The 23,740-nt window shown below is 71.7% G+C and carries 22 protein-coding genes, 1 tRNA gene and 2 pseudogenes; 8 read left to right on the top strand and 17 right to left on the bottom strand.

Annotated features, from left to right (window positions below; genetic code table 11):
- Positions 1-2: 2 nt before the first annotated feature.
- The 5 genes from ACFYM0_RS06530 to ACFYM0_RS06510 form a co-directional block, all read right to left on the bottom strand.
- Positions 3-1,268, bottom strand: coding sequence for an ABC transporter substrate-binding protein (locus ACFYM0_RS06530; RefSeq protein ID WP_388497277.1), 1,266 nt, complete (start codon positions 1,266-1,268; stop codon positions 3-5).
- Positions 1,269-1,400: 132 nt separating this feature from the next.
- Complete coding sequence (locus ACFYM0_RS06525; RefSeq protein WP_388497274.1) at positions 1,401-3,224, bottom strand: AMP-dependent synthetase/ligase; 1,824 nt, start codon at positions 3,222-3,224, stop codon at positions 1,401-1,403.
- 109 nt (positions 3,225-3,333) lie between these two features.
- Positions 3,334-3,981: an NADPH-dependent F420 reductase gene (locus ACFYM0_RS06520; protein ID WP_388497271.1), complete on the bottom strand. Its 648-nt coding sequence runs from the start codon at positions 3,979-3,981 to the stop codon at positions 3,334-3,336.
- A gap of 154 nt (positions 3,982-4,135) precedes the next feature.
- Positions 4,136-4,258 carry a hypothetical protein gene (locus tag ACFYM0_RS06515; RefSeq protein ID WP_388497270.1) on the bottom strand — a complete coding sequence of 41 codons (123 nt, stop codon included), beginning with the start codon at positions 4,256-4,258 and terminating at the stop codon, positions 4,136-4,138.
- Between the two features lie 158 nt (positions 4,259-4,416).
- Positions 4,417-5,268, bottom strand: coding sequence for a LysR substrate-binding domain-containing protein (locus tag ACFYM0_RS06510; RefSeq protein ID WP_388497267.1), 852 nt, complete (start codon positions 5,266-5,268; stop codon positions 4,417-4,419).
- 201 nt (positions 5,269-5,469) lie between these two features.
- Here ACFYM0_RS06510 and ACFYM0_RS06505 point away from each other — a divergent pair, with 201 nt between their 5' ends.
- The 3 genes from ACFYM0_RS06505 to ACFYM0_RS06495 all read left to right on the top strand — a co-directional run bounded on the left by ACFYM0_RS06505 (position 5,470) and on the right by ACFYM0_RS06495 (position 7,429).
- A complete protein-coding gene (locus ACFYM0_RS06505; RefSeq protein WP_388497266.1) occupies positions 5,470-6,597 on the top strand; it encodes a bile acid:sodium symporter family protein in 1,128 nt (375 codons plus the stop codon).
- Positions 6,598-6,606: 9 nt separating this feature from the next.
- Positions 6,607-7,038 carry a (2Fe-2S) ferredoxin domain-containing protein gene (locus ACFYM0_RS06500; protein ID WP_388497263.1) on the top strand — a complete coding sequence of 144 codons (432 nt, stop codon included), beginning with the start codon at positions 6,607-6,609 and terminating at the stop codon, positions 7,036-7,038.
- 118 nt (positions 7,039-7,156) lie between these two features.
- Positions 7,157-7,429, top strand: coding sequence for a hypothetical protein (locus ACFYM0_RS06495; RefSeq protein WP_388497261.1), 273 nt, complete (start codon positions 7,157-7,159; stop codon positions 7,427-7,429).
- A gap of 68 nt (positions 7,430-7,497) precedes the next feature.
- Here ACFYM0_RS06495 and fdhD read toward each other — a convergent pair whose 3' ends face one another.
- A complete protein-coding gene (gene fdhD / locus ACFYM0_RS06490) occupies positions 7,498-8,331 on the bottom strand; it encodes a formate dehydrogenase accessory sulfurtransferase FdhD (protein WP_388497258.1) in 834 nt (277 codons plus the stop codon).
- A 214-nt stretch (positions 8,332-8,545) separates the two neighbouring features.
- On the opposite strand from fdhD, the gene ACFYM0_RS06485 reads away from it, so the two are divergent.
- Entirely contained in the window at positions 8,546-9,487 is a 942-nt protein-coding gene (locus ACFYM0_RS06485; RefSeq protein WP_327256070.1) for a beta-ketoacyl-ACP synthase III, read from the top strand.
- Here ACFYM0_RS06485 and ACFYM0_RS06480 read toward each other — a convergent pair.
- A complete protein-coding gene (locus tag ACFYM0_RS06480; RefSeq protein ID WP_388497256.1) occupies positions 9,474-10,724 on the bottom strand; it encodes a low temperature requirement protein A in 1,251 nt (416 codons plus the stop codon). The genes ACFYM0_RS06485 and ACFYM0_RS06480 overlap by 14 nt on opposite strands.
- Before the next feature lie 334 nt (positions 10,725-11,058).
- Here ACFYM0_RS06480 and ACFYM0_RS06475 point away from each other — a divergent pair.
- Positions 11,059-11,143 (top strand) — tRNA-Leu (locus tag ACFYM0_RS06475).
- A 385-nt stretch (positions 11,144-11,528) separates the two neighbouring features.
- Positions 11,529-11,939, top strand: a complete 411-nt coding sequence (locus ACFYM0_RS06470) for a DUF4440 domain-containing protein (RefSeq protein WP_388497253.1) — start codon at positions 11,529-11,531, stop codon at positions 11,937-11,939.
- A gap of 87 nt (positions 11,940-12,026) precedes the next feature.
- On the opposite strand, the gene ACFYM0_RS06465 is transcribed toward ACFYM0_RS06470, so the two are convergent.
- The 7 genes from ACFYM0_RS06465 to ACFYM0_RS06435 form a co-directional block, all read right to left on the bottom strand.
- Positions 12,027-13,169: an agmatine/peptidylarginine deiminase gene (locus ACFYM0_RS06465; RefSeq protein ID WP_388497250.1), complete on the bottom strand. Its 1,143-nt coding sequence runs from the start codon at positions 13,167-13,169 to the stop codon at positions 12,027-12,029.
- A gap of 91 nt (positions 13,170-13,260) precedes the next feature.
- Entirely contained in the window at positions 13,261-14,100 is an 840-nt protein-coding gene (locus ACFYM0_RS06460; RefSeq protein ID WP_388497247.1) for an ABC transporter ATP-binding protein, read from the bottom strand.
- Positions 14,097-15,134 carry an ABC transporter ATP-binding protein gene (locus ACFYM0_RS06455; RefSeq protein WP_388497245.1) on the bottom strand — a complete coding sequence of 346 codons (1,038 nt, stop codon included), beginning with the start codon at positions 15,132-15,134 and terminating at the stop codon, positions 14,097-14,099. The genes ACFYM0_RS06460 and ACFYM0_RS06455 overlap by 4 nt, the downstream gene beginning before the upstream one ends.
- Positions 15,131-15,985: an ABC transporter permease gene (locus ACFYM0_RS06450; protein WP_388497243.1), complete on the bottom strand. Its 855-nt coding sequence runs from the start codon at positions 15,983-15,985 to the stop codon at positions 15,131-15,133. The genes ACFYM0_RS06455 and ACFYM0_RS06450 overlap by 4 nt, the downstream gene beginning before the upstream one ends.
- Positions 15,982-16,941, bottom strand: coding sequence for an ABC transporter permease (locus ACFYM0_RS06445; protein WP_388497239.1), 960 nt, complete (start codon positions 16,939-16,941; stop codon positions 15,982-15,984). The genes ACFYM0_RS06450 and ACFYM0_RS06445 overlap by 4 nt, the downstream gene beginning before the upstream one ends.
- Positions 16,938-18,659 carry an ABC transporter substrate-binding protein gene (locus ACFYM0_RS06440; protein WP_388497236.1) on the bottom strand — a complete coding sequence of 574 codons (1,722 nt, stop codon included), beginning with the start codon at positions 18,657-18,659 and terminating at the stop codon, positions 16,938-16,940. Before ACFYM0_RS06440 ends, ACFYM0_RS06445 begins: the two co-directional genes overlap by 4 nt.
- Before the next feature lie 112 nt (positions 18,660-18,771).
- Entirely contained in the window at positions 18,772-19,785 is a 1,014-nt protein-coding gene (locus tag ACFYM0_RS06435; RefSeq protein WP_388497233.1) for an agmatine/peptidylarginine deiminase, read from the bottom strand.
- 253 nt (positions 19,786-20,038) lie between these two features.
- Between ACFYM0_RS06435 and ACFYM0_RS06430 the strand changes: the two genes are divergently transcribed.
- Positions 20,039-20,611, top strand: coding sequence for a TetR/AcrR family transcriptional regulator (locus ACFYM0_RS06430; protein ID WP_327256079.1), 573 nt, complete (start codon positions 20,039-20,041; stop codon positions 20,609-20,611).
- Positions 20,612-20,683: 72 nt separating this feature from the next.
- Entirely contained in the window at positions 20,684-21,280 is a 597-nt protein-coding gene (locus tag ACFYM0_RS06425; protein ID WP_388497231.1) for a GNAT family N-acetyltransferase, read from the top strand.
- Here ACFYM0_RS06425 and ACFYM0_RS06420 read toward each other — a convergent pair.
- The 3 genes and pseudogenes from ACFYM0_RS06420 to ACFYM0_RS06410 form a co-directional block, all read right to left on the bottom strand.
- Positions 21,232-21,639, bottom strand: a pseudogene (locus ACFYM0_RS06420) (urease subunit gamma); the annotation flags it as partial. The gene ACFYM0_RS06425 and the pseudogene ACFYM0_RS06420 overlap by 49 nt on opposite strands.
- Before the next feature lie 83 nt (positions 21,640-21,722).
- Positions 21,723-22,681 (bottom strand): annotated as a pseudogene (locus tag ACFYM0_RS06415) (agmatine/peptidylarginine deiminase).
- Between the two features lie 395 nt (positions 22,682-23,076).
- Entirely contained in the window at positions 23,077-23,658 is a 582-nt protein-coding gene (locus tag ACFYM0_RS06410; RefSeq protein WP_388497228.1) for a TetR/AcrR family transcriptional regulator, read from the bottom strand.
- Between the last annotated feature and the right edge of the window lie 82 nt (positions 23,659-23,740).

Genomic DNA, 23,740 nt, shown 5'->3' with positions numbered 1-23,740 from the left:
CCCTACTTGAAGGGGATGGGCTCGTAGCACTTGAACGGTACGGAGACCTCGTACGCGCCGTTCTTCAGCTGTACGAGCGCCCCGCAGCCGAAGCTGTCCTTCTGGCCCTTGGGCTCCGTGCGGTTGCCGACGAGGGTGTCGGTGTCGGAGAAGCCCTGCGCGGCGGCCTGGAAGGACTCGACGGTCAGGCCCTTGCCCGCCTTCTGCGCGATGGACACGAACAGGTCGGCCGACATGTACCCGGTCAACATGTGCATGTTGAGCGGCACGTCCAGCCCGCCCGACGCGGCCTTGATGTCGGCCTTGAACTGAGCCATCTTCGGGTTCGTCGACTCGAACGGCTCGAACTGGAGCAGGACGTGCACGCCGTCGAGGGCCTGCTTGGTGGCGTCCTTGGCGAGCAGACCCGGGTCGTAGTCGGTCGGGTCGGAGAGCAGTCCCTTGTACCCGCTGCGCTTGAGCGAGGTGAACAGCCCGATGTTGTTGGGGGTCTGCATGACGGAGACGACCGCGTCCGGGGCCTTGCCGTCGTTGCTCTCGAGGATCTCCTTGACGTACGCCGACCAGTCGCTCGGCACGGCGGTGCCGGGCACCGAGGCCTTGGCGTAGGAGACCTTGAACCCGGCGCTGGCGAAGCCCTGCTGGAAGGTGCGCACACCGAATTTTCCGGCGTCGCTGTCGTTGGCGATGATCGCGACCGACTTGCCCGCGGCGCCGCCGAGGATCTGGCCGATGCCCTCGGGCCAGGTCTGGTTGATGGTGCCGCCGGGGGTGGGGACGAGGCAGCCGTTGAACCCGTAGATGTACTTGGGCCCGCAGAAGGAGGGCAGCGTGCCCCAGCCGAAGGTGGGCACCTTCTCCTGCTCCAGGAAGTCGGCGCCGGTGAAGGTGACCGAGCTCATGGGGGAGACGGCGAAGACCTTGTCCTGCTGGACGAGTTTGCGGGCCGCGGCCAGGTTCTTGGCGGGGTCCTGCCCGTCGTCCTCGGCGCCGATGTAGTCGATCTTGCGGCCGTTGATCCCGCCCTCGGCGTTGGCCCTCATGTAGCGGGCCTTCGCCCCGAGGTCGGTGCCCTTCTTGCTGTAGCCGCTGGCGCTGGTCATCGACACGATGCCGCCGACCTTGATCGAGTCGGCGCTCACCCCGCGGGAGTTGCCGCCGGCTACTCCCGGCTTGTCGGTGGAGGCGCCGTTGGAGGCGGAGTTGCAGGCGGAGACGAGCGCGAGCGCCGCTGCCGCGGCGGCCAGGGTGCGGATCGGTCGCAACATGTGTGGATCCCCTCCGGTCGGAATCCCCGCATTCTGTGCGCGACCTGACGCATCGTCAATATCAACGACAAGTAAAGTGACGACCCGTCAGGTAACGGTTCGGACCGTCGGTGTGATCACGCCGTGCGCCCGTCAGGACTGGTAGAGGGCCGCCACCTCCTTGGCGTAGACCTTCTCTATCGCCCGCCGCTTCAGCTTCAGCGAGGGCGTCAGCAGCCCCCGTTCCTCGGTGAACTGCTCGGCCAGGACGCGGAACGTGCGGATCGACTCGGCCTGGGAGACCAGCGTGTTGGCCGCCACCACCGACCGGCGGACCTCCGCCGTCAGATCCGGGTCGAGCACCAGCTCCGTCGCCGTCAGCCGGGGGCGGCCGCGCATCGCCAGCCAGTGCGCGACCCCCTCCATGTCCAGGGTGAGCAGGGCCGCGATGTACGGCCGGTCGTTGCCCACCAGGACGCACTGGGAGACCAGCGGATGCGAGCGGACCCGCTCCTCCAGGGCGGCCGGGGCCACGCTCTTGCCGTTGGAGGTCACCAGGATCTCCTTCTTGCGCCCCGTGATCGTGAGGTACCCGTCCGCGTCGAGACGCCCCAGGTCCCCCGTCGCCAGCCAGCCGTCCCGCAGGACGGCCTCCGTGGCGTGCGGGTCGTTCAGGTATCCGGAGAAGACGTGGGCGCCGTACAGCCAGATCTCCCCGTCCTCGGCGATGTGCACCGTACCGCCGGGGATCGGCTGCCCGACGGTGCCGTACTTGACGGCCCCCGGCGGGTTCGCGGTGGCCGCCGCGCAGGACTCGGTGAGCCCGTAGCCCTCGAAGACCGTCACCCCGGCGCCGTCGAAGAAGAGCCCCAGCCGGCGCGACATCGCGGAGCCGCCCGACATGGCGTACCGCACCCGGCCGCCCAGCGCCTCGCGGACCCTCCCGTACACCAGCTTCTCGAAGAGCTGGTGCTCCATGCGCAGCTTCGCCGAGGGCCCGGGCCCCACGCCGAACGCCTTCTGCTCGCGGGCCTCCGCGTACCGTACGGCCGTTTCCACCGCCCGGTCGAAGGGCCCCGTCCGGCCCTCGCTCTCGGCCTTGCGGCGGGCGGCGGCGAAGACCTTCTCGAAGACGTACGGCACCCCGAGCACGAACGTCGGCCGGAACGCGGCGAGGTCCGGCAGCAGTTCGGCCGCCGCCAGCACCGGCTGGTGCCCGAGCTTCACCCGGGCGCGGACGGCCGCCACCTCCACCATCCGCCCGAAGACGTGGGCGAGCGGCAGGAACAGCAGGGTGGACGGCTGCTCGCCGGGCCCGGCCTGGAAGACGGATTCCCATCGGGTCACCATCGTGTCGGCCTCGAACATGAAGGAGCCGTGGGTCAGCACGCAGCCCTTGGGGCGTCCGGTGGTCCCCGAGGTGTAGATGACGGTGGCCGTCGCGTCGGGCGTCACGGCGCTCCGGTGGCGGTGCACGACGTCCTCGGCGACCTGGAGTCCGTCCTGGACGAGCCCGTCCACGGCGCCCGCGTCCAGCTGCCACAGCCGGCGCAGCTCCGGCAGCCGCTCGATCACCGACCCGACGGTCATGGCCTGGTCCTCGTCCTCCACCACACAGGCCGTGCACGCGGAGTCGTAGAGGATCCAGTGCACCTGTTCGGCGGAGGACGAGGGGTAGACCGGGACCGGCTGGGCGCCGATCGCCCACAGGGCGAAGTCGAAGAGCGTCCACTCGTACCGGGTACGGGACATGATCGCGACCCGGTCCCCGAAGCGGATGCCCTGCGCCAGCAGCCCCTTGGCGAGCCCGAGCACCTCGGAGGCCAGCTCGCCCGAGGTCACGTCCCCCCAGACCCCACCCGACTTGCGGCCGAGCACGACCCGGCCGGGGTCCTCGCGCGCGTGCAGGAAGACGGCGTCGGCCAGGCCGCCGACGGGCGAGCCCGTGACGACCGGCGGGACGGTGATCTCGTGCAAGGCCCGCTCCTCTCCGTACGGCGCGGCGACGCTATCCCACGCCCACCCGCCGGTGATCACGGAAGGGAGACCTCCACAAGACCTCCCCAGTGGGGTGCCCGGACGTGGCCTAGGCGGTGACCACGGAGAGGTTGAAGTCCACCGGGCCGAGCACCCCGTAGAGGCGCAGCCACAGCGCCATCAGGGCTTCCGTGGCGCGGGCGCTCGACAGGTCGCCGAGATCGGTGATCTGCCCGGGCGCCCAGCCGAAGGAGCGCAGGAGCGCCGTGGTCTCCGCCTTGGCGCCGGCGTCGTCGCCGCTCACGAACACGGTGTGGTGTCCGGGCACCCGGCCGGGATCGACCATGACGGCGTTGTTCATGGTGTTGAGCGTCTTGACGATCCGCGCCTCGGGGAAGGCCTTCTGGAGCTGCTCGGCGACGCTGTGGCCGTCCGGGGTGACCACCTTCGGCGGGAACCCCTCGGAGAAGTCCAGTGCGTTGGAGACGTCGACGACGGTCTTCCCCCGGAGGTTGCCGGCCCCGGCGGCCTCCAGCACCGCGAGCGAGACCAGCCCGCCGGTCGCGTTGACGACGAGCTCGGCGGAGGCGGCGGCCTCGGCGAAGGTCCCGTGGGAGCCACCCGTCCCGGCGGCCCACCGTGCGGCATCGGCGTTGTCCGCCGTACGGGACCCCATCGTGACCTGGTGTCCGACGGAGACCAGCTTCCCCGCCAGCCGCTGCCCGACCTCACCGGTCCCCAGTACCGCGATCTTCACGTGCGTCCCCCTGCTCGTTCTGTTCGTGGCGTACGAATTCCCGCCGGACCGCGACCGGTTGGCGTGCCACGACCGGTTGGCGTACCGCGACCCTAAACGCACGATGCGGCGAACGGCAGCACATTCGGCCCACCGGGACGTCCTGGTTCCCAGGTCAGGGGAGCGGTGGGGCGGCCTCGGCCGCGATGATCCCGATCGCCGCGCCGAGCTGCCCGGCCGCAGCGTGCGGGCGCCCCGCCCCGCCGCCGCCCAGGGCCGGGCCGTCGACGACGCTCACCCCGCTGGACCGCAGGTCGGCGCCAGGGCCGAGGGGCTCCCGCCTGGACGCGGCTCCCCTGCGTCTTGCGGGCGGACCCGGCTTGCGGATCCGTGCCCCCTGGCTGCGGAGCCGTGCCCCCTGGCTGCGGAGCCGTGCCCCCCGGCTGCGCGAGCCCCCTACGCGGTTCGGGTCAGGCGGTCCGCGCCCGACAGGATGGCCGCGGCCAGGGCTTCCGCGGCGGCGGAGCCGCGGGGGCCGCGCAGGAGTGCGAACTCCACCGTGCCGAGGTCCGGCAGCCCGCCGACCCGGACCAGGCCCGGCGGAATCAGTCCCCGCGTATGGGCCATCACGCCGAGCCCCGCACGCGCCGCCGCGATCAGGCCGCTCAGGCTGCCGCTCGTACAGGCGATCCGCCACGGCCGCCCGTCGGCCTGCAGCACGTCCAGCGCCCGGGCCCGCGTGATCCCCGGCGGCGGGAAGACGATCAGGGGGACCGGCCGGTCCGGGTCCACCCGCAGCCCCTCCGCCCCGATCCACACCATCCGGTCCCGCCACACCAGGCGTCCCCGCTCGTCGCCGTCCCCGCGCCGCTTGGCGAGTACGAGGTCCAGCCGGCCCGCGTCCAGCCGCTCGTGCAGGGTCCCCGACAGCTCCACGGACAGCTCCAGCTCCACCTCCGGGTGCTCGTGCCGGAAGGCCTCCAGGATCTCCGGCAGCCGGGTCAGCACGAAGTCCTCCGAGGCGCCGAAGCGCAGCCGGCCCCGGATCCGCGTCCCCGCGAAGAAGGCCGCCGCGCGCTCGTTGGCCTCCAGGATCGAGCGGGCGAAACCGAGCAGGGCCTCGCCGTCCTCGGTGAGCTCCACGCTGTGCGTGTCGCGCAGGAAGAGGGGCCGGCCCGTGGCCTCCTCCAGCCGGCGCACGTGCTGGCTGACCGTGGACTGGCGCACGCCGAGCCGGGCGGCGGCCTGCGTGAAGCTCAGGGTCTGGGCGACGGTGAGGAAGGTGCGCAGCTGAACGGGGTCGTACACACCGCTGACCCTACTCCCGCTCATCGCGTTCCGTGATGACAGTGAGATCGGTGTACGGGTTTCCCGATCACCAGCCCGCCCCCGAGAATGAAAAGGGAGCTCGTCGAGTCCCCTCGAGTCCCCTCGAGTCCCCTCGAGTCCGCTCGGGTTCCGTACCGCCCAGTCCCGCCCGCCCGCCGACCCCAGCAAGTGAGCATCCGCATGCGCCGCCGCCCGCACCTTCCCGCCCGGCTCCCCGTGGACCCGTTCATCATGGGTCTGCTCGCCACCGTCGGCCTCGCCGCACTGCTGCCCGCCCGCGGCGCGGCCGCCTCCGTGGCCGAGGCCGCCTCCACCGCGGCGGTGGCCCTGCTCTTCTTCCTCTACGGCGCCCGGCTCTCCACCCGCGAGGCCCTCGACGGAATGCGCCACTGGCGGCTCCACCTCACCGTGCTCGCCTCCACGTTCCTCCTCTTCCCCCTCCTGGGCCTCGCCGCGCACGCCCTGGTGCCCGGCGTTCTCACGCCCCCGCTCTACAGCGGCCTGCTCTTCCTCTGCCTGGTGCCCTCCACCATCCAGTCCTCCATCGCCTTCACCTCGATCGCCCGCGGCAACGTCCCAGCCGCGATCTGCGCGGGCTCCTTCTCCAGCCTCATCGGCATCTTCCTCACCCCCCTCCTCGCCGCGGGCCTGCTCGGCAACAGTGCGGGAGGCTTCTCCCTCGACTCGCTGGTGAAGATCGTCCTCCAGCTGCTCCTGCCCTTCCTCCTCGGCCAGGCCCTGCGCTCCTGGGTGGGCGGGCTCCTCGTCCGCAACAAGAAGGTCCTCGGCTACGTCGACCGCGGCTCGATCCTGCTCGTCGTCTACACCGCCTTCAGCGCGGGCATGGTCGCCGGGATCTGGCGCCAGGTCAGCTTCCCGCGGCTCGGCGGACTGATGGCCGTGGAGGCGGTCATCCTCGCCGTGATGCTGACGGCCACCTGGTACGGGGCCAAGCGCCTCGGCTTCACCCGCGAGGACCGGATCGCCATCCAGTTCGCGGGGTCGAAGAAGAGCCTGGCCGCCGGACTCCCCATGGCCAGCGTCCTGTTCGGCGCCCAGGCGAGCCTCGCCGTGCTGCCGCTCATGCTCTTCCACCAGATGCAGCTGATGGTCTGCGCGGTACTCGCCCGCCGTCGCGCGCGGGACCCGCAGGCTTCCCACGACCCGCAGGCCACCCGGGAGCCGCAGGCCACCCGGGACCCGCAGTTCACGGAAGCCCCACAGGCCCCGGAACAGCACGAACGCGCCGCCGGGCATGTGGCGGAGGTCTCGCACACCCCCCAACACCCGGTCCCGCAGGCCCGGTAACGTGCGGCGGTGACCTGGATACGCCCGCTCTCCGCCCACGCCCCGCGCCCCTGCACCCTGGTGGTCTGCCGGGGCTGCTGTTGCGGCGACCCCCGCAAGAACCCCGGCACCGACCACGCGGGACAACTGGCCCGGCTGAACGAGGCCGCGGCCGCCTCCGGCGGGCGCCTGGCCGTCCGTACGAGCGACTGCCTCGGCCCTTGCGCGCAGGCCAACGTGATCGTGGTCCAGCCCACGACGGAGGCCCGCCGCCGGGGCGCCCGCGCGGTCTGGTTCGGCTGGGCCCTGGACGACACCGCCACCGACGAGATCATCGCCTGGGCCGAAACGGGAGGCCCCGGAGCCACCCCGCTCCCGGCGACCCTCGACCTCCACCGCATCGACCCACCGGATCCGAAGCCGGCCGAGCCCGCCTCCCGCCGCGGCCGCCGCAAGCGCTGATCGGGGCGGAGTAAGCGCGGAGGGGGTCCGGGTTCGGAAAGCGTTAGAGCGAGGAAATGTCCGGTTCTTCTACGTTCTGGGTGTCAGCAAGAAACCCCGAACCACCAGGGAGCCCCTCATGAAGCTCAACAAGCGCATCGCCGCCGTCTCCGCCGCCGCCCTGCTCGGCACGCTCGCCCTCGGCGGGGCCGCCCACGCCGCGGACAACGGCGGTGGCGCCCCCAGGGGCGGCGGATCTTCCTACAGCCACACGGTCGAAGCCCCGGCGGGCACCCCGCACAAGGCCGCCCAGAAGGTCCGGCCCGCGTCGAAGGACAACCCGTACAGCCAGACCATCGAGGCCCCGGCGGGCACCGAGCACACCGGCGCGGGGGTCATGGCGGACAAGTGACCCGTGTGAGGTCGGGGGCGGCGGGGGCCGCGGGACAGCCCCGCCCCGCGGCCCCCGCCGCTCCTCGCTCACGCCGTCAGGTCGATCCGTTCCTCGCCCGCGTAGATGTTCATGTCCCCGCCCCGCAGGAACCCGACCAGCGTCAGCCCCGCCTCCAGCGCCAGGTCCACCGCGAGCGAGGACGGAGCGGATACGGCCGCCAGCACGGGGATGCCCGCCATCACGGCCTTCTGCGCCAGCTCGAAGGAAGCCCGCCCGGACACCAGCAGCACCGAACCCGCCAGCGGCAGCCGGCCGGCCTGCAGCGCCCGCCCGACGATCTTGTCCACGGCGTTGTGCCGGCCCACGTCCTCCCGTACGTCGATCAGCTCGCCCCCCGCCGAGAACAGCCCGGCGCCGTGCAGGGCGCCCGTGCGCTCGAACACCTTCTGCTCCGCGCGCAGCCGGTCCGGCAGCTCCCCGAGGACCCGCGCGCCCACCCGTACGGGATCGTCCGCGAGCCCAGGGAACCGGGTCGCGGTGCGCACCGCGTCCAGGCTGGCCTTCCCGCACAGGCCGCACGAGGAGGTGGTGTAGACGTTCCGTTCCAGCGTGATGTCCGGCACCGGAACTCCGGCGGCGAGCTGTACGTTCACCACGTTGTAGGTGTTCGTTCCGTCCTCGGCGGCGCCCTCGCAGTAGGTCACGGCCCGGACGTCCGAGGCCGAGGCGAGCACTCCCTCGCTGGCCAGGAAGCCCACGGCCAGCGCGAAATCGTCACCCGGGGTGCGCATGGTGATGGCCAGCGGTTTGCCGTTCAGCCGTATCTCCAGCGGCTCTTCGGCCACCAGCGTGTCCGCGCGGGCCCCCGCCACGCCGCCCCGGATCCGGACGACGCGACGGCGTTCGGTGACCCGTCCCATGTGATCAGTCCACCTGTTCTGTCGTCGACCGGCTTTTCCCACGCCGGGAGCACCCATTCTCCAGGATCCGCGCCCGGCACCTTCCCTGGCTGGAGGACCCTCGGGAAGCTCCAAATTCCGGGCACTGAATCCTGTCGGGTCACGCGCCCTTGTACCCATCAGTAGCAGGCAAAGCTGGTAAATCCTGACTGCCTTACAAGGGGGGACCCCGCCCATGACCGGTTCACGCGTGGTGGCGCTAGGGCACTACCAACCCTCGAAGGTGATCACCAACGAGGACCTCGCCGCCATGGTGGACACCAACGACGAGTGGATCCGGTCCCGCGTCGGGATCAAGACCCGGCACATGGCCGGACCCGACGAGCCGGTCGACGAGCTGGCCTACCAGGCCGCCGGCAAGGCCCTCGCGAGCGCCGGTCTGACCCCGGACGACATCGACCTCGTCCTCGTCGCCACCTCCACCGCGATCGACCGTTCCCCGAACATGGCCGCCCGCGTCGCGGCCAAGCTCGGCATGGGCTCCAGCCCCGCCGTGATGGACATCAACGTCGTCTGCTCGGGCTTCACCCACGCCCTGGCCACCGCCGACCACGCGATCCGGGCCGGCGCCGCCACCCGGGCACTGGTCATCGGGGCCGACAAGATGACCGAGATCACCGACTGGACCGACCGCACGACCTGCGTCCTGACCGGCGACGGCGCCGGCGCGGCCGTGGTCGAGGCCTGCGAGGAGCCCGGTATCGGCCCGGTCCTGTGGGGCTCCGTCCCCTCGATGGGCAACGCGGTCCGCATCGAGGGCTCGCCGCCGGTCTTCGCCCAGGAGGGCCAGTCCGTCTACCGCTGGACCACCAGCCAGCTCCCCCCGCTCGCCCGCAAGGTGTGCGAGAAGGCCGGGATCACCCCCGAGGACCTGGCCGCGGTCGTCCTGCACCAGGCGAACCTGCGGATCATCGAGCCGCTCGCCGCGAAGATCGGTGCCGTCAACGCCGTCGTCGCCCGCGATGTGGTCGACTCCGGCAACACCTCGGCCGCTTCCATCCCGATGGCCCTGTCCAAGCTGGTCGAGCGCGGCGAGATCCCCTCCGGGGCGCCCGTCCTCCTCTTCGGCTTCGGCGGAAACCTCTCCTACGCCGGCCAGGTCATCAGCTGCCCGTGACGCCCGGGCCGGAGCCCGCGGCGGTTCCCGTCGCGGTTTCGGCGGCGGGTTCGGCCGAGGTCTCGGTCGTGGGTTCGCCCGTGGGCCCGGCCCCGGCCGGGCCCGTGTCGGGCCCGGCGGCGCGGGACTCCGCCGCCAGCGCGCCCACGAGCACCAGGACCAGCGCGGTCAGCTGCCAGGCCGCACCGATCCGCATGCCCGCCGCGGCCGTGGCCAGTACGGGCACCACCGCGAGCGCGCGGAACCGTACCGGGCGGATCCCCAGCACCAGCCGGAAGGCGACGTCCCCGGCCAGATAGCAGGCGACCCCGCCCGCGAGCGCGAGGGCGGGCCCGGCCGGCAGCTGCTCGCCCAGGTGCCCGATGCTCTTCTTCACGCCCGCCGAGAAGGCCGCGATGCCCAGCAGCATCGGGATGAAGCAGTAGTAGTACGCGCGCAGCGCCAGCTTGAAACGCCGGTCCGGGGGACAGCCCGCGAAGACGCGCTCGGCGCGCCCCTCGTCCCGTACGAAGTACATCCACCACAGCGCGGCCCCGACGGCCAGCGTCAGGAACGCGCCGACGATGATCCCGAAGGTCAGCGGCAGCGAGCCCACGCCGATGCCGACGGCGATGACCGACTCGCCGAACACGATGATCAGCAGCAGCCCGTGCCGTTCCACGAAGTGCGCGGCCCCGATCCCGCCGAGCTGGTCCTCGATGGTCTTGCCCTCGACGGCGTCGGCCCCGGTGGCCGCCGCCCGCCGCGAGATGGCGGGCGTGACGAACTGGAACAGCAGCGCCAGCCCCCACAGCCCGAGGGCCGCCGCCCCGTCGAACAGCCCGGCGGCCGTCACCGACAGCGCGGACAGCGCGTTCGGCAGCGCGAACCACAGCACCCCGCGCCCGTGGGCCTGGCTGTACAGCGCGCTGTGCATGATCACGACGACCAGGTAGCCGAGCCCGAAGGCGACCCCGCCGTCCCCGAAGGCCGTCGGCACGGCCAGGGCGCACACCAGGAACGCCCCCATGGCGAGCAGGATCAGCAAGCGGCGCACGGGCCGGTCGGGCGGTACCTGATTGGTCAGGTACGCGTAGCCGCCGTACATCCAGAACAGCACCGTGAAGATCAGCAGCACCCGCCCGGCGCCGCGCAGGGTGAGGTCGTCCGCGAGCAGCACCGTCAGCTGGGTGATGGTGAAGACGAAGACGAGGTCGAAGAAGAGCTCCAGCGTGCTGACGCGATGCTCGGATTCCATGCGCGATTCCCCCCAGGAGTCGAACGTGCGGCGCCCATCCGATCGCCTCGGCCCGCCCGTGTCCAGCCGGTATCAGCATCCGGGAGCCCCCGGGGCCCTGCGGTACTCGATGAAGACCACGGGCGGGGACCTGGTGGCGGGAGAGCGCGGGAACGGGGAGTCCCCACGCGGCGAGACACCGCGTCTCGCTCAATCAGCGGGCCCACCCCCCGGACATGCCCGCAGGTCAGCGCGGCGCGTCGGACTCGGGCCGGGCGAAATACCTGGTCGGAACCCCGCCGAACCTTTGCTATTGTTGTCCATGTCGCCGCGGGAAACCGGGGCCGACCACCTAGTCCGGGTGGCGGAATGGCAGACGCGCTAGCTTGAGGTGCTAGTGCCCTTTATCGGGCGTGGGGGTTCAAGTCCCCCCTCGGACACAGAGGTCGATCGACCAGACAGAGCCGGTCAAAGTGACGAAACGTCGCTTTGACCGGCTCTGTCGTCGTACCCGGACCCGGGGTTCGTCGTTGGTGCCGGAAGGCGGACCGGCCCAGGATCAGTCCGTCCAGGTGGGTGGCGGTCACGCACACGTCCAGGCCCGTGTGGTCTCCCTCCGGACGCTCCGCGCCGGACGCGGCCGGCCGCATGGGCCGCGAGTCCACCGAGCCGTCCGGGTAGAGGTGCTCGCCGACCCGGGCGTAGAGGGTGGGCAGGACCACGGGGGGAGCGGCGCCGGCCCGGGCCCCGACCGCCCGGACCATTGCCCTGGTGCCGGGGGTGGGCGAAGATCGGCCGGGAATCTTTGCTCTTGGGAGGGTACGCGTGTCCGAAGTCAAGGCCGAGCTGGACCGGTTGATGAGCGTCTTCCTCGGCGCGTTCAGCAACGCCGACGGGGGGCGGCCGGATCTGGGCGCCGTCCGCGAGGTGTTCATTCCCCAGGGGATGATCATCAAGAACATCGGGGGCGACCCCGTGATCTACGACCTCGACGGCTTCATCGAGCCGCGGGAGAAGATCCTCACCGACGGGACGCTGACGGAGTTCCGCGAATGGGAGGTCGCCGAGCGGACCGAGGTCTTCGGTTCGATCGCGCACCGGTTCAGCGAGTACCGCAAGTCCGGATACCTCGACGGAACCTGGTTCGAGGGCACCGGCCACAAGACCACCCAGTACGTCCGCACGCCCGAGGGCTGGCGGATGAGCGCGATGGCCTGGGACGACGTCGCCCCGTAGAGCCGTGCGGGCAGCAGGGCCCGCAGCCCCGCAGGAACGGAACCGGCCCCCCGCGGACAGCGGGGGGCCGGACGGGTGGGGGAGCGGTTACCCGACGGGCTGCTGCTGGGTCACGCAGTGGATGCCGCCGCCGCCCCCGCCCAGGCTGTCGGTGTTCAGCTGCACGACGACCCGGCCCGGGAAGAGCTGCTGGAGGGTGGCCTTGGCCGCGGCGTCGGCCCGGGTGTCACCGAACTGCGAGGAGATCACCGCGCCGTTGCACACGTAGTAGTTGGCGTACGAGGCCACGAAGTCGGGGTTCGTGGAGCGGATCTTGTTGTAGTCGGGGCCCTGGAGCTTGGTGACCGCGATCGGGCTGCCCTGGGCGCTGGTGGAGGTGGACAGGACCTGGTACTGCTCGCGCGCGTCCTTCGCCCAGATGTCGTTGTCGCTCGCGAGCGGCATCTGGACCAGGGCCGTGCCCGCTTCGAGGAACCGGGACGTGGCGTCCACGTGGTCGTCGGTGATGTCCTGGCCGGAGATGCCCTTGAACCAGATCACCTTGGACGCGCCGTAGGCGGCGCACATGCCCGCCTCCAGCTGCGCCTGGCTCATGTTGGGGTTGCGGTTGGAGTTGATGAGGGAGCTGCGCGTGGCCATGAGGGTGCCGGCGCCGTCCGTCTCCACCGAGCCGCCCTCGCCGACGAACGCGGCGGTGCTGAACGCCACCCCGGCGTAGGCGGCGACACGGCCCGCCACCAGGGCGTCCTTGGCGTGGCTCTGCTTGTTGCCCCATCCGTTGAAGTTGGTGCCGAACGCGTCCACGCCGCCCGCCCCGTTGGTGCGGAACACCGGGCCGCTGTCACGGATCCAGCAGTCGTCGACGGGGATCGAGCTGATGACGGTGACCGACGTCCCGCAGGCGCTCTTCGCCTTCGAGAGGCTCGCGGGGTTGGCGAGCATCACGACCGGTTCGTACTTCGCGATGGTCTTCGCGATGAGCGCGATGTTCGCCTGCACCCCGGCCAGCTTGTTGCCCCAGATGGAGGTCCGGTCCGGCCACGCCATCCAGGTCCGGGTGTGCCGGACGGTCTCGCACGGTACGGAGAAGGCCCCGGCGGCCGCGGCCGACGGCCGGCCGGCCGCGAAGGCCTGCCCGCCCACCGATGCCAGTGCCGCTCCCGCGGCCGTGAGGCCGGCCGCGGCCAGGAACCCTCGTCTGTCCAGCTTCCCTGCTACGTGCTCGTTCATCTCTGATCTCCGATCAGTCCAGCGTGGATGCGCGATGGCGTGGAACGGGTGAACCGATGGGCCGCGGGCGCCGACGCACCCGCGGCCCCCCTCACAGGGCGCGGCGCGCGGCGGCGATGCTCCGCGGATCCCACCCCGGGCGGGGCACGGACTCCAGGAGCAGGCGCGTGTAAGGGTGTTGGGGGTCGGCGAGCACCTGTTGCGTCGGGCCCGACTCGACGATCCGGCCGCTCCGCATGACGATCACGTCATCGGTCACGCAGCGCACGACGCCGAGGTCATGGGTGATGAACAGATAGCCGATGCCGGTCTGTTCGCGGATGTCGAAGAGCAGGTTCAGGATCTGCGCCTGCACCGAGACGTCCAGGGCGGCCACCGCTTCGTCGAGGACGAGGACGGCCGGCTCGACCGCCAGCGCGCGGGCGATCGCCACGCGCTGGCGCTGTCCTCCCGACAGCTGCCGGGGCTGTGCGTCCGCCTCGCGGGCGCCGAGGCCGACCTGGTCGAGCAGTTCGGTGATCCGGCGCGTGTGGTCGGCGCCGGGGAAGTGCAGGGCGAGGGTCTCCCGCAGGGCCGCGCCCACCGTGGTGCGCGGGTCCAGGGACAAGAAGGGGTCCTGGAAGACCATCTGGACCTCGCGGGCCCGGGCGAGCCGGCGCGCCTTGCCGCGCGCGTGGTCGCCCCGGTCGCGGCCCTGGATCAACACCCGGCCCTCGTCCGCGCGTTCCAGACCCACCACGATGCGGGCCGTGGTCGTCTTGCCCGAACCGGACTCGCCGACGATGCCCAGGGAGCCGCCCTCGGCCAGCCGGAACGACACGTCGTCCACGGCCCGGACGCTCCCGTAGGTCCGGTGCAGGCCCAGGACCTCCAGGACGGTCTTCGTCGCGGCGGTCGTGGTGCCGGTGCTCGTGCCAGTAGCGGTACTCATGGGTGGAGTTCCTTCCGCTGTGTCCCCGTCCGTTGGGTCCCCGCCCGTTCCCGTTCGCGTTCCTGCTCGGCGATCAGCTCGCCGTGGTGGCAGGAGGCGAGCCGGTCCGGCTCCCCGATGACCGGGAGCAGCGCCGGAGCCTCCCGCGTGCACACGCCGGTCGCGAGCGCGCAGCGCGCGGCGAACGGGCATCCGCTCAGTTCCTCCCGCAGGCTCGGCGGCCGGCCCTCGATCGCCGCGAGCCGCCCGCGGGGGGCGTCCAGGCGCGGGGTGGAGTTCAGCAGGGCCGCCGTGTACGGGTGGCGGGGACGGGCGAACAGCTCGGCGGCCGGGCCCGTTTCCACGATCCGGCCCGCGTACATCACGTACACCCGGTCGCTGATCGCGGCGGCGAGGCCGAGGTCGTGGGTGACGAACAGCAGCCCCGTTCCGAAGCGTTCGCGCAGATCGCCGAGGAGGCCGATCACCTCGGCCTGCGTGGTGACGTCCAGTGCCGTGGTGGGTTCGTCGGCGAGGATCAGGGCCGGATCGCCCATCAGCGCCGCGGCGATCACGACCCGTTGCAGCATGCCGCCGGACAGCTGCCCGGGGTACTTGCGCAGGGCGCCCGCCGTGAGGCCGACGGCCTCCAGCATGGCCACCGCCCGGTCCTCGGCGACCGACTTGGTCGCCTTGGCGTTCAGCCGCAGGCTCTCGGTGAGGAAGTCCCCGACGCGGCGCATCGGATTGACCGCGGCCCGGGGGTCCTGGAAGATCATCGCCGCCGTGCTGGTGCGCAGCACCTTCAACTGTCCCGGAGTCATGGTGAGCACGTCGTCCCCGGCCACCCGCACCTCGCCCTCCGTCCGGGCCCCTTCGGGGAGCAGCCGCAGCACGCTGCGCGAGGTCAGGCTCTTGCCCGAGCCGGACTCGCCGACCAGGGCCACGGTCTCCCGGGCGCCGACGGTGAGCCCGACGCCGTCGAGGACGGGCCGTACGGTGCCCGGCAGGTGGAGCCGCAAGCCCTCGATCTCAAGGGTGTTCAGTGAGGTCATCGGGCTCTCCTTGCGACCTTGTCGGCCCAGGCCTCGCCGACGACGTTGAAGGCGACCACGGTCAGCACGATGGCCGCACACGGCACGATCGACGCGAGCGGGTAGCCGGCCTGGATGGCGGCGTTGCCGTCGAAGACCATGCGGCCCCAGTCGGGGGTCAGGGCCGGTACGCCCAGCCCGAGGAAGGCGAGGCCGGCCAGGTCGATCAGGGCGTAGCCGAAGTTGATCGCGGACTGCGCGAGGACGACGGGCATGACGGCGGGGACCACGTGGCGCAGGCAGATCTGCGCCCCCGAGTGTCCTTGGACCTGGTACGCCTCCACGTAGGGGCGGGCGCGCTCGGCCAGGACGAGGGAACGGGTCAGCCTGCTGACGTAGGGCAGGTAGGCGATCGCCAGGGCGATGACGGGGGCCAGCAGGCCCTCGCCGTAGACCGAGACGATCAGGATCGCCAGCAGCATGCCGGGGAAGGCGAAGACCAGCTCGGTGCTGCGGGAGAGCACCGAGTCCAGCCAGCCGCCCCGCCAGGCGGCGGCGGTGCCGATCGCCACGCCGGCCGCGGTGGAGAAGGTGACCACGCCGAGCGGGCCGAGGAGCGAGGTACGGGCTCCCAGGACCAGCCGGGAGAAGGTGTCGCGCCCGGAGGCGTCGACGCCCAGGAGGTGATCGGCCGAAGGGCCCGCGAGGGCGTTGGCCAGGTCGACGGAGTTGGGATCGTAGGGCGCGATCCAGGGGGCGAGCACCGCGACGAGGACGACGAGGGCGACGAAGCCCGTACAGAACAGGGAGAGGGGGGCGCGGGAGGTCCGGAGCCGGGCGAGGCCCGGCCGGCGCACCAGGACGGAGCTCACGAGGCCTTCTTCGCGGGGCCGAGGGTGACCCGGGGATCGACCAGCGGATGGAGCAGGTCGACGACGAGGTTCACCGTCATGAACAGCGCGACCATGATGAGGGAGATGGCCTGCACGGTGGGGAAGTCCTTGGTGGTGGTGGACAGTTCGAGGAGCTGGCCGATGCCGCCCACACTGAACGCCGACTCCACCAGGATGGTGCAGACCAGCAGTGTGGAGACGATGAGCCCGCCGGTGGTGAGCACGGTGCCCAGCGCGTTGCGGAAGACGTGCCGCCGGATGACCTGGCTCGCGGACACGCCCCGGCTGCGGGCGACCGTGACGTGCTCCTGGCCGAGGACTTCGAGCATCGCGGCCCGGGTGACCCGGGCGAGCATCCCGATCAGGTAGAGCGCCAGGGCGATGGCGGGCAGGGTCAGGTGCCACAGCATCTGCCCGAACCCGTCGCCGGCCCCGCCGGTGGGGAACCAGCCCAGCTTGACCGCGAACAGGCCCTGCAACAGGACCGCCGCGACGAACGACGGGGTGCCGATGGCGACGGTGGTCGTCACCAGGATCGCGGAGTCGGCGGCCCCGCCGCGGACGGCGCCGATCCAGCCCAGGAGCAGCCCGAACACGAGGACCAGTACGAGCGCCATCGAGATCAGCATCAGGGTGTTGGGCAGCCGGTCCGCGAGGAGCCGCGACACGTCGGTGCGGTACGTGATCGAGCGGCCGAAGTCCCCTTGCACCACCTGGCCGAGCCAGTTCAGGTAGCGCACGGCGAAGGGGTCGTCCAGGTGGTAGTGCTCGTTGATCGCCTGCAGTGCCTCCGGGGAGGCCGAGCGGCCGCCCAGGAGGAAGCTCGCCGGATTGCCCGGAGCCAGGTACAGAGCGCCGAAGATCACGAAAGAGGCGCCGAGCAGGGTGGCGGCCATCTCGGCCAGCCGCCGTACGGCGAAGCGCAGGAAACTCATCGCGCGGCCGCCCCGACGCCGGCGGCCCACGGGGAATAGAGGTAGGAGATGGTGGTGGGGGCGCCGGTGATCCGCTTGTTCAGGAAGACCGCGGTCGGCCACTCGGCGACCGGGATCCACAGGACCTGGTCGGAGGCCTTCTTCTGGAGTTCGGCGGCCGCCGAGAAGCGCTTGGCCGGGTCGTACGCGGAGCGGGCCTTGTCGGTCAGCGCGTCGTAGGACGCGTCGCTGTAGCCGGCGTAGTTCTGGTAGGCCCCGGTCTGGAAGTTGCTCAGCAGGTCCATCGGGTCGGTGATGGAGTCGTAGTACGTCTCCGGGAACATGTCGATGCCCTCGCGCGCCGCGGGGTCGGTGAACAGCGAGGTGAACGCGTTGGGGGCGATGGTCTTCAGCTCGATCTTCAGGCCGATCCTGGTGCCGGCGTCCTGGACCGCGGTGGCCAGCACCGAGACGTCCTGGCCGATCGAGCTGGTGGCCATGGTCAGCGTCTTGCCGGTGGCGCCGGCCTCCTCGACCATCCGCTTGGCCGCCTCGATGTTCTGCTCGGGGGAGGGCAGGGTGTCGAAGGCGGACGCGCGGGCTGCGGCCGGGGCGCCGGCCCAGACCGCCTTGGTGGTGAGCGAGCTGGTGACGGTGCCCGCGCCGCCCAGACCCGCCTGGACGAAGCCGCGGCGGTCCAGGGCCAGGGACAGGGCCCGGCGGACGCGGACGTCGCCGAGCGCGCCCTTCATGCTCGTGACGTTGACGTTGACGGTGCTGAGGCCCTCGCCGAAGTAGAGCGTGCCGGCGCCGCTCGCGCGCAGCCGGTCGTAGCTCTCGGTGGGGATCAGGTAGCCGCCGTCGGCCTCGCCGCTCAGCAGGGCGTTCGTCCGGGCGTTGGCGTCGGTGAGGAAGGTGAAGACGGCCTTCGCGGACTTGGCCTTGGCGCCCCAGTAGCCGTCGAAGCGCTGGAGCTCGATCGACTGGCCCTTGTTCCAGGTGCCGAGCTTGAAGGGACCGGTGCAGTCCAGGCTGCCGGTGGTGCCGTAGTCCTCGCCCGCCTTCTCCACCCCGGCCTTGGAGGACACTGCGCCGGCGGCGGTCGCCATGTACTGGGGGAACTGCGAGTCGGGCTGCTTCAGCTTGACCGTCACCTGGAGCGGGCCGGTCTTGGTGATCGCCTCGACGTTGGAGAAGTTGCTGTTCCAGGCGGCCCCGTTCTGCGGGTCCATCTGACGGCCCAGGCTGTAGACCACGTCGTCGGCGGTCATCGTGCCGCCGTCGTGGAAGCGCACGCCCGCGCGCAGGTCGTAGACCCAGGTCAGGTCATTGGGGTTGGTGGCCTTCTCGGCCAGCCCCGGAGCCGTCGTGAGCTGCGGGGTCCACCGCATGAGGCTTTCGCAGACGTTCGACAGGATCGTGTTCGCCGGGTAGTCGAAGGCCGAGATGTAGTCCAGCGTCGGCGGCTCCGCGTACACGGCCCAGGTGAACGAGTCGAGCTCACCCGCGGCGGCGGGGGTACCGGCGGACAGCTTGAAGGCTGCGTCCTTCCGGCTCCCGTCACCCTTGGGAGGGCCGGAACAGGAGGCGACCAGGCCGACGACGGCCAGTGCGGCGACGGGCAGCGCGTACCGGCGGGCGGCGGGGCGGGCGGCGGACGGGCGACCGGTGGAGCCGTCGCCGGCCGGGGCGTGACCGGAGGACCTGGCTGCTCTGGACCAGGGAAGGGATCTGGGCATCGGTGCTCTCGCTTCCATGCGGGGCGGGGAGGTGGGGCAGGCGGCCAGCGGGGCGAGGAGGGAGATCCGGGTGCGGGCCGCCGGCCCGGGCACGGCGAAGGGGGCGAGCCGGTCAGACGGTGCGGCCGGCCGCGGGGATCTGCTGGGTGATGCAGTGCACGCCGCCACCGCCCCACGCGATCACGCGCGAGCGGACTCCGACGACCTTGCGGCCGGGCAGCGCGGCTGCGATGACGGCGAGCGCGCCCTCGTCCGCGTCGGTGCCGGCGACCGGGACGACGGCTCCGCCATTGGCGATGTAGAAGTTCAGGTAGCCGACCTCGGTCTCCCTGCCGTCGACCTCGACGAAGGAGCTCTGCGGCAGGTCGATGATCGTGAAGGGGCGGCCGGCGGCGTCGGTGGCCCCCTCCAGGACGGCGCGGTTGACGCGCATGCGCTCGTAGTCGGGGTGCTCGGGGTCGCTCGGGACCGTGACGAGGACGGTGGCGGGGGCGACGAAGGCGCAGACGCCGTCCACGTGCCCGTCGGTCTCGGTGTCCAGCAGACCGCCGTACGGCAGCCAGATCACCTTGGTGACACCGAGGCGGGCGATCAGCTCGGCCTCGATCTCCTGCTTGGTCATGTCCGGGTTGCGGTTCGGGTGCAGCAGGCACTGCTCGGTGGTGATCAGCGTGCCCTCGCCGTCGACCGTGATCGCGCCGCCCTCGAGGATCATCGGGGAGTCGACGCGGTCCACGCCCAGGTGTGCCAGCAGGGCCGCGGCGATCTTGTCGTCGGTGTCGTAAGGGAAGTGCTTGCCGCCCCAGGCGTTGAAGCGGAAGTCCACGCCCGCCCGCCGGCCGTCCTCACCGAGCACGAAGATCGGCCCGGAATCCCGGAACCAGGAGTCGTCCAGCGGGAGCTCGATGACCTCGACCCCCTCACCGCACAGGGCGCGGGCCTCGTCTCCGCTGCCGGGCAGGGCGACCATGGTGACCGGCTCGAAGGCGGCGATCGCGTTGGCGACGTGGGCGTACTCGACCTTCACCTCGTCGAAGACGTCGCCCCACAGCTCCTGCCGGGTCGGCCACGCCATCAGACAGCCCTCGTGGTCCGTCCACTCGGCCGGCATGCGGAAACTCGTCATGATCCACTCCTGTTTGAAAATTCAGTCAGTGTTCGTAAGGGGTGCCCGCATCCTCCACCGAACTGAAAATTCAGTCAATGGTTCTGGCCAAGCTGCTGCGGAATCGGTCACACCGCGTATCGGACGGGGTGCGGAGAAGGTCTGAGGGGCGTCCGAATCGGCATGATCACGGAGTTAATGCCGGAAACGGGCGCCTGATGTTACGGTCAGGAAAAGCCCCAGGTGACGGACTCGACGGGTAGAGTGACCCTTCGTGTCAGACCGTCGAACGGAAATACTCAGAGCAGCCACGCGAGTGATCGCGCGACGCGGCGTGCGCGGACTCCGCGTGGGGGAGCTGGCCGCCGAAGCGGGCGTGTCCACCTCGCTGATCTACTACCACTTCACCGACCGCGCCGGGATCCTGCGCCGCACGCTGGAGTTCATCAGCGACCGCGCCGATCGCTACACCGCCGAACGCGAGGACGGCTCGGACGATCCGGAGAGCCCCCCGGACGAGCTGAAGCGGACCCTGCTCCTCGAACTCCAGGAGACCCCCGAGGTGCGGGAGAACAGCACCGCCTGGGGTGAGCTGAGGGCCAGCGCCGTGTTCGATCCCGACCTGCGCGAGGACGTGGCCAAGGCCACGCACAGCTGGGTCCACGAGATCTCCTACCTCCTCGCCCAGGCCCGCCCCACCGGCACGGCCCCCGAGCACGCGGCCGCCGCCGAACGCTTGACGGCCCTCCTCGAAGGCCTCAGCGTCCGGTGGTTGAGCGGCTCGCTGCCCCTGGACCACGCACGCCGGCTCCTCGCCGACGCGATCGACGGGGAACTGTCCGCCTGAAGCCGCCGGTCGCGGGTCGGTGGCCGGCCGGCGCCGCCCGTCACGGATCAGTGGCCGTCTAGGCTTCCTGGCATGGATCGGGAGACGGGCGGCTCGGCCGCCGGAGCGGTGGTCGTGGACGCCCTCGAGCTGGTGTCCGACCCGGAGGCGGCGGCTCGGTTCGCCGCCTCGGCGCACCGGATCCTGGCCGAGCTGGTGGCAGGGGGAGCCGCGCTGGGGTGGGTCGAGCCGCCCGGGCCGGACGAGGTGGCGCAGCTGCTGGACCGCGTCGTGGCCGCCGTGCGGACCGGGGACGCGGGCCTGCGCGCCGCCTGCCTCGGAGACCGGCTCGTCGGGCTCGGGTACTGGCAGCGCTACGCCCGCCCGACGCACCGGCCGCACGCGGACCTGGAGAAGCTCGCGGTCGCCGCCGGGGCCCACGGGCTCGGGCTCGGCCGGGCGCTGACCGCCGCCCTCGTCGAGGACGCCCGCCGGGCCGGGATCGAGGTCCTCACGCTGGATGCGCGAGGCGACAACACCCGGGCGCTGCGGCTCTACGCCTCCCTCGGCTTCACCGAGTACGGGCGGCTGCCCCGTTTCGTCGCCGTCGGCGAACGCCGCTACGACAAGGTGTTCTGCATGCTGGACTTCCGCCCGGCCAGCCGCACCGTCGGCGCGGCAGCCCCGTAGCCCTTTCCGCCGCCGGGCAGACCCGCGCCGGGGGCGTCGGCCCCGAGCGAACCTTCCTGCCGGAAGGGGTCGTCGATGACGCAGAGCCTCGTACCGTCGTCGAAAACGGCCTCGACCTGGATCGAGGTGACCACGTCGGGAACCCCGGGCAGCACCTCTTCGGCACTGAGCACGTGGCGGCCCGCCGCGATCGCCTCGGCCAGCCGGCGGCCGTCCCGTGCCGCCTCGCACACCGTGTCGGTGATCAGCGCGGTGGCCTCGGGGACGTTGAGCTTCACGCCGCGCGCGCGGCGGGCGCGGGCCAGTTCCGCCGCCGTGGAGATCAGCAGCCGGTCCCGCTCGGTCGGTGTCAGTCGCATACGGCCCCATCTGTGAAGGGAAGGACCGGCCGCCCCGGTGTACTGCGGGTGCCGGTCCTGCCGGGTGCCGGCACGGGCGGGGTCTACGGGCGCGGTTCGGCCATCGTGGAGCAGTGGATGCCGCCGCCCCCGGCCATCAGCCGGTCGACGTCGAGCTGCACCACGGTCCGGCCGGGGAAGGCGGCCGCCAGGGCCCGCTTCGCCGCCGCGTCCTTCACGGTGTCGCCGAACTGGGCGGTGATGACGGCCCCGTTGACCACGTGGAAGTTCATGTACGAGTCGACGAAATCGGGGTTCTTCGAGCGCGTGGTGTCGGGACCGTCGACCTTGATGACGGTCAGCCGCCGGCCCCGGGCGTCGGTGGCCGCGGAGAGGATCGAGAACTGCTCACGGGCATCGCGCGCCCAGATGTCGTCCCGGCTCGCCGGCGGCACCTGGACCATGACCACGCCGGGACGGATGAAGCGCGAGGTCACGTCGATGTGGTCGTCGGTGATGTCCTTGCCCTTGATGCCGGGCACCCAGATCATCTTGTCGGCCCCGTACGCGTGGAGCACGGCGTCCTCGACCTCGGCCCGGCTCCAGCCCCGGTTGCGGTTCTTGTTGACGAGGCTGCTCTCCGTGGCCATCACGGTCCCGTCGCCGTCGGTCTCGATCGATCCGCCCTCGCCGACGAAGTCGGTCTTGCCGAAGGGGAGATGGGCTTCGTAGGCGACGCTCTCCGCGCGTGGGCGTCGTAGGAGTGGGCTTGCTTGTTGCCCCAGCCGTTGAAGTTCAGGCCGATCGCGTCGAGGCCGCCGTGGCCGTCCCGGCGGAAGACCGGCGCGATGTCGCGCATCCAGAGGTCGTCGGTGCCGATGGCGGTGGTCACGGTCACGCCCGGGCCGCACCAGGAGCGGGCGGTTGCGGCCGTGTACGCGTCCGGGGCGCACATGACGACGGGCTCGAAGCGCGCGATCGTCTTCGCGATCAGCGCGATGTCCTCCTGGACTCCGGTCAGCGCGCGGCCGCCCCAGATCGATGAGCGCGAGGGCCAGGACATCCAAGTGCGGGCGTGGGGAACGTCATCGATGTCCACCCGCCACCGCTGCACCCCCGCGCTCGGCGCCCGGACCGCCCCCGGGACCGCGGCGGCCGCGGTCCCGAGCGCGACTCCCGCCGCTCCCAGTCCGGCGGCCCCCAGGACGATCCTGCGGGAGGGGGCGGAGCCGAAGAGCCGGCCGAGGAGGGAGCGGCTGTCGTCGGGGGAGTCGTGCATCGAGGGGCCTCCGGATCGAGTGGGGGTGCGGGCCGGGAGCGGCCACGGCCAGAACTCTGTCACTGACTGAAAATTCAGTCAAGGCGCAGGGTGTGCGTGATCCCGGCCGGGGTGGGGAGGGTCCCTGTGAAGCCCTGTGAAGCCCTACGAGGCCCTACGAGGCCTGCGGCTCGGGCCGGTCAGCTACGGGCGAGGCGGTCCAGCTCGGCGGCGATGGACGACACCATCAGCTCACGGGCGTGCGCCAGGGGCAGGCTGCCGCTGAGCCAGCGCGAGCTCAGCCCCTCCACCAGGGCGGTCAGCCGCTCGGCGGCACTCGAGAGGGCGCCGGCCGCGGCCATGGGGCGGACCTGCCCGAGCAGGTCGCTCACTTCCTGGATCCACACCCGGGTGGCGCCGGCGAGGTCTTCCCGCAGGTCGGGGTCGAACACCGCGCTGGCCCGCAGTTCTCCCCAGGCCGTGCTGTTCTCCCGTACCCCGGGGTCGTCCTGGAACTCCAGCAGGAGCGTCTGCTCCAGCTCGCCCAGGGCGTCGAGCGGAGGACCGGCGGGGTCGCGCTCCGTGGTGTAGCGGCCGGCGCGGTCGTTGATGAACTCCAGGGTGGCGCGGAGGATCCCCGCGCGGTCCTTGAAGTGGTAGTAGATCAAGGCCGTGGACACGCCCGCCTCGGCGGCGAGCTCCTCCACGCGCAGGCCGCGGACGCCGCGCCGGGCGATGACCCGCGCGGCGCCTTCCATGATTGCCGTTCGACGATCAGCCACGGTCCGCACCTTACCCGGAGGGCTGCTCGGGCCGCCTGGGCTGACTGAACTTCTGGCCGGCCCGGACGGTTGCGTGGGACAG

The sequence above is a fragment of the Streptomyces sp. NPDC006487 genome, assembly GCF_042870555.1.
Taxonomy (GTDB): domain Bacteria; phylum Actinomycetota; class Actinomycetes; order Streptomycetales; family Streptomycetaceae; genus Streptomyces.
Note: the sequence above shows the minus strand (reverse complement) of the source record. Positions and strands in the feature narration are given on the sequence as shown.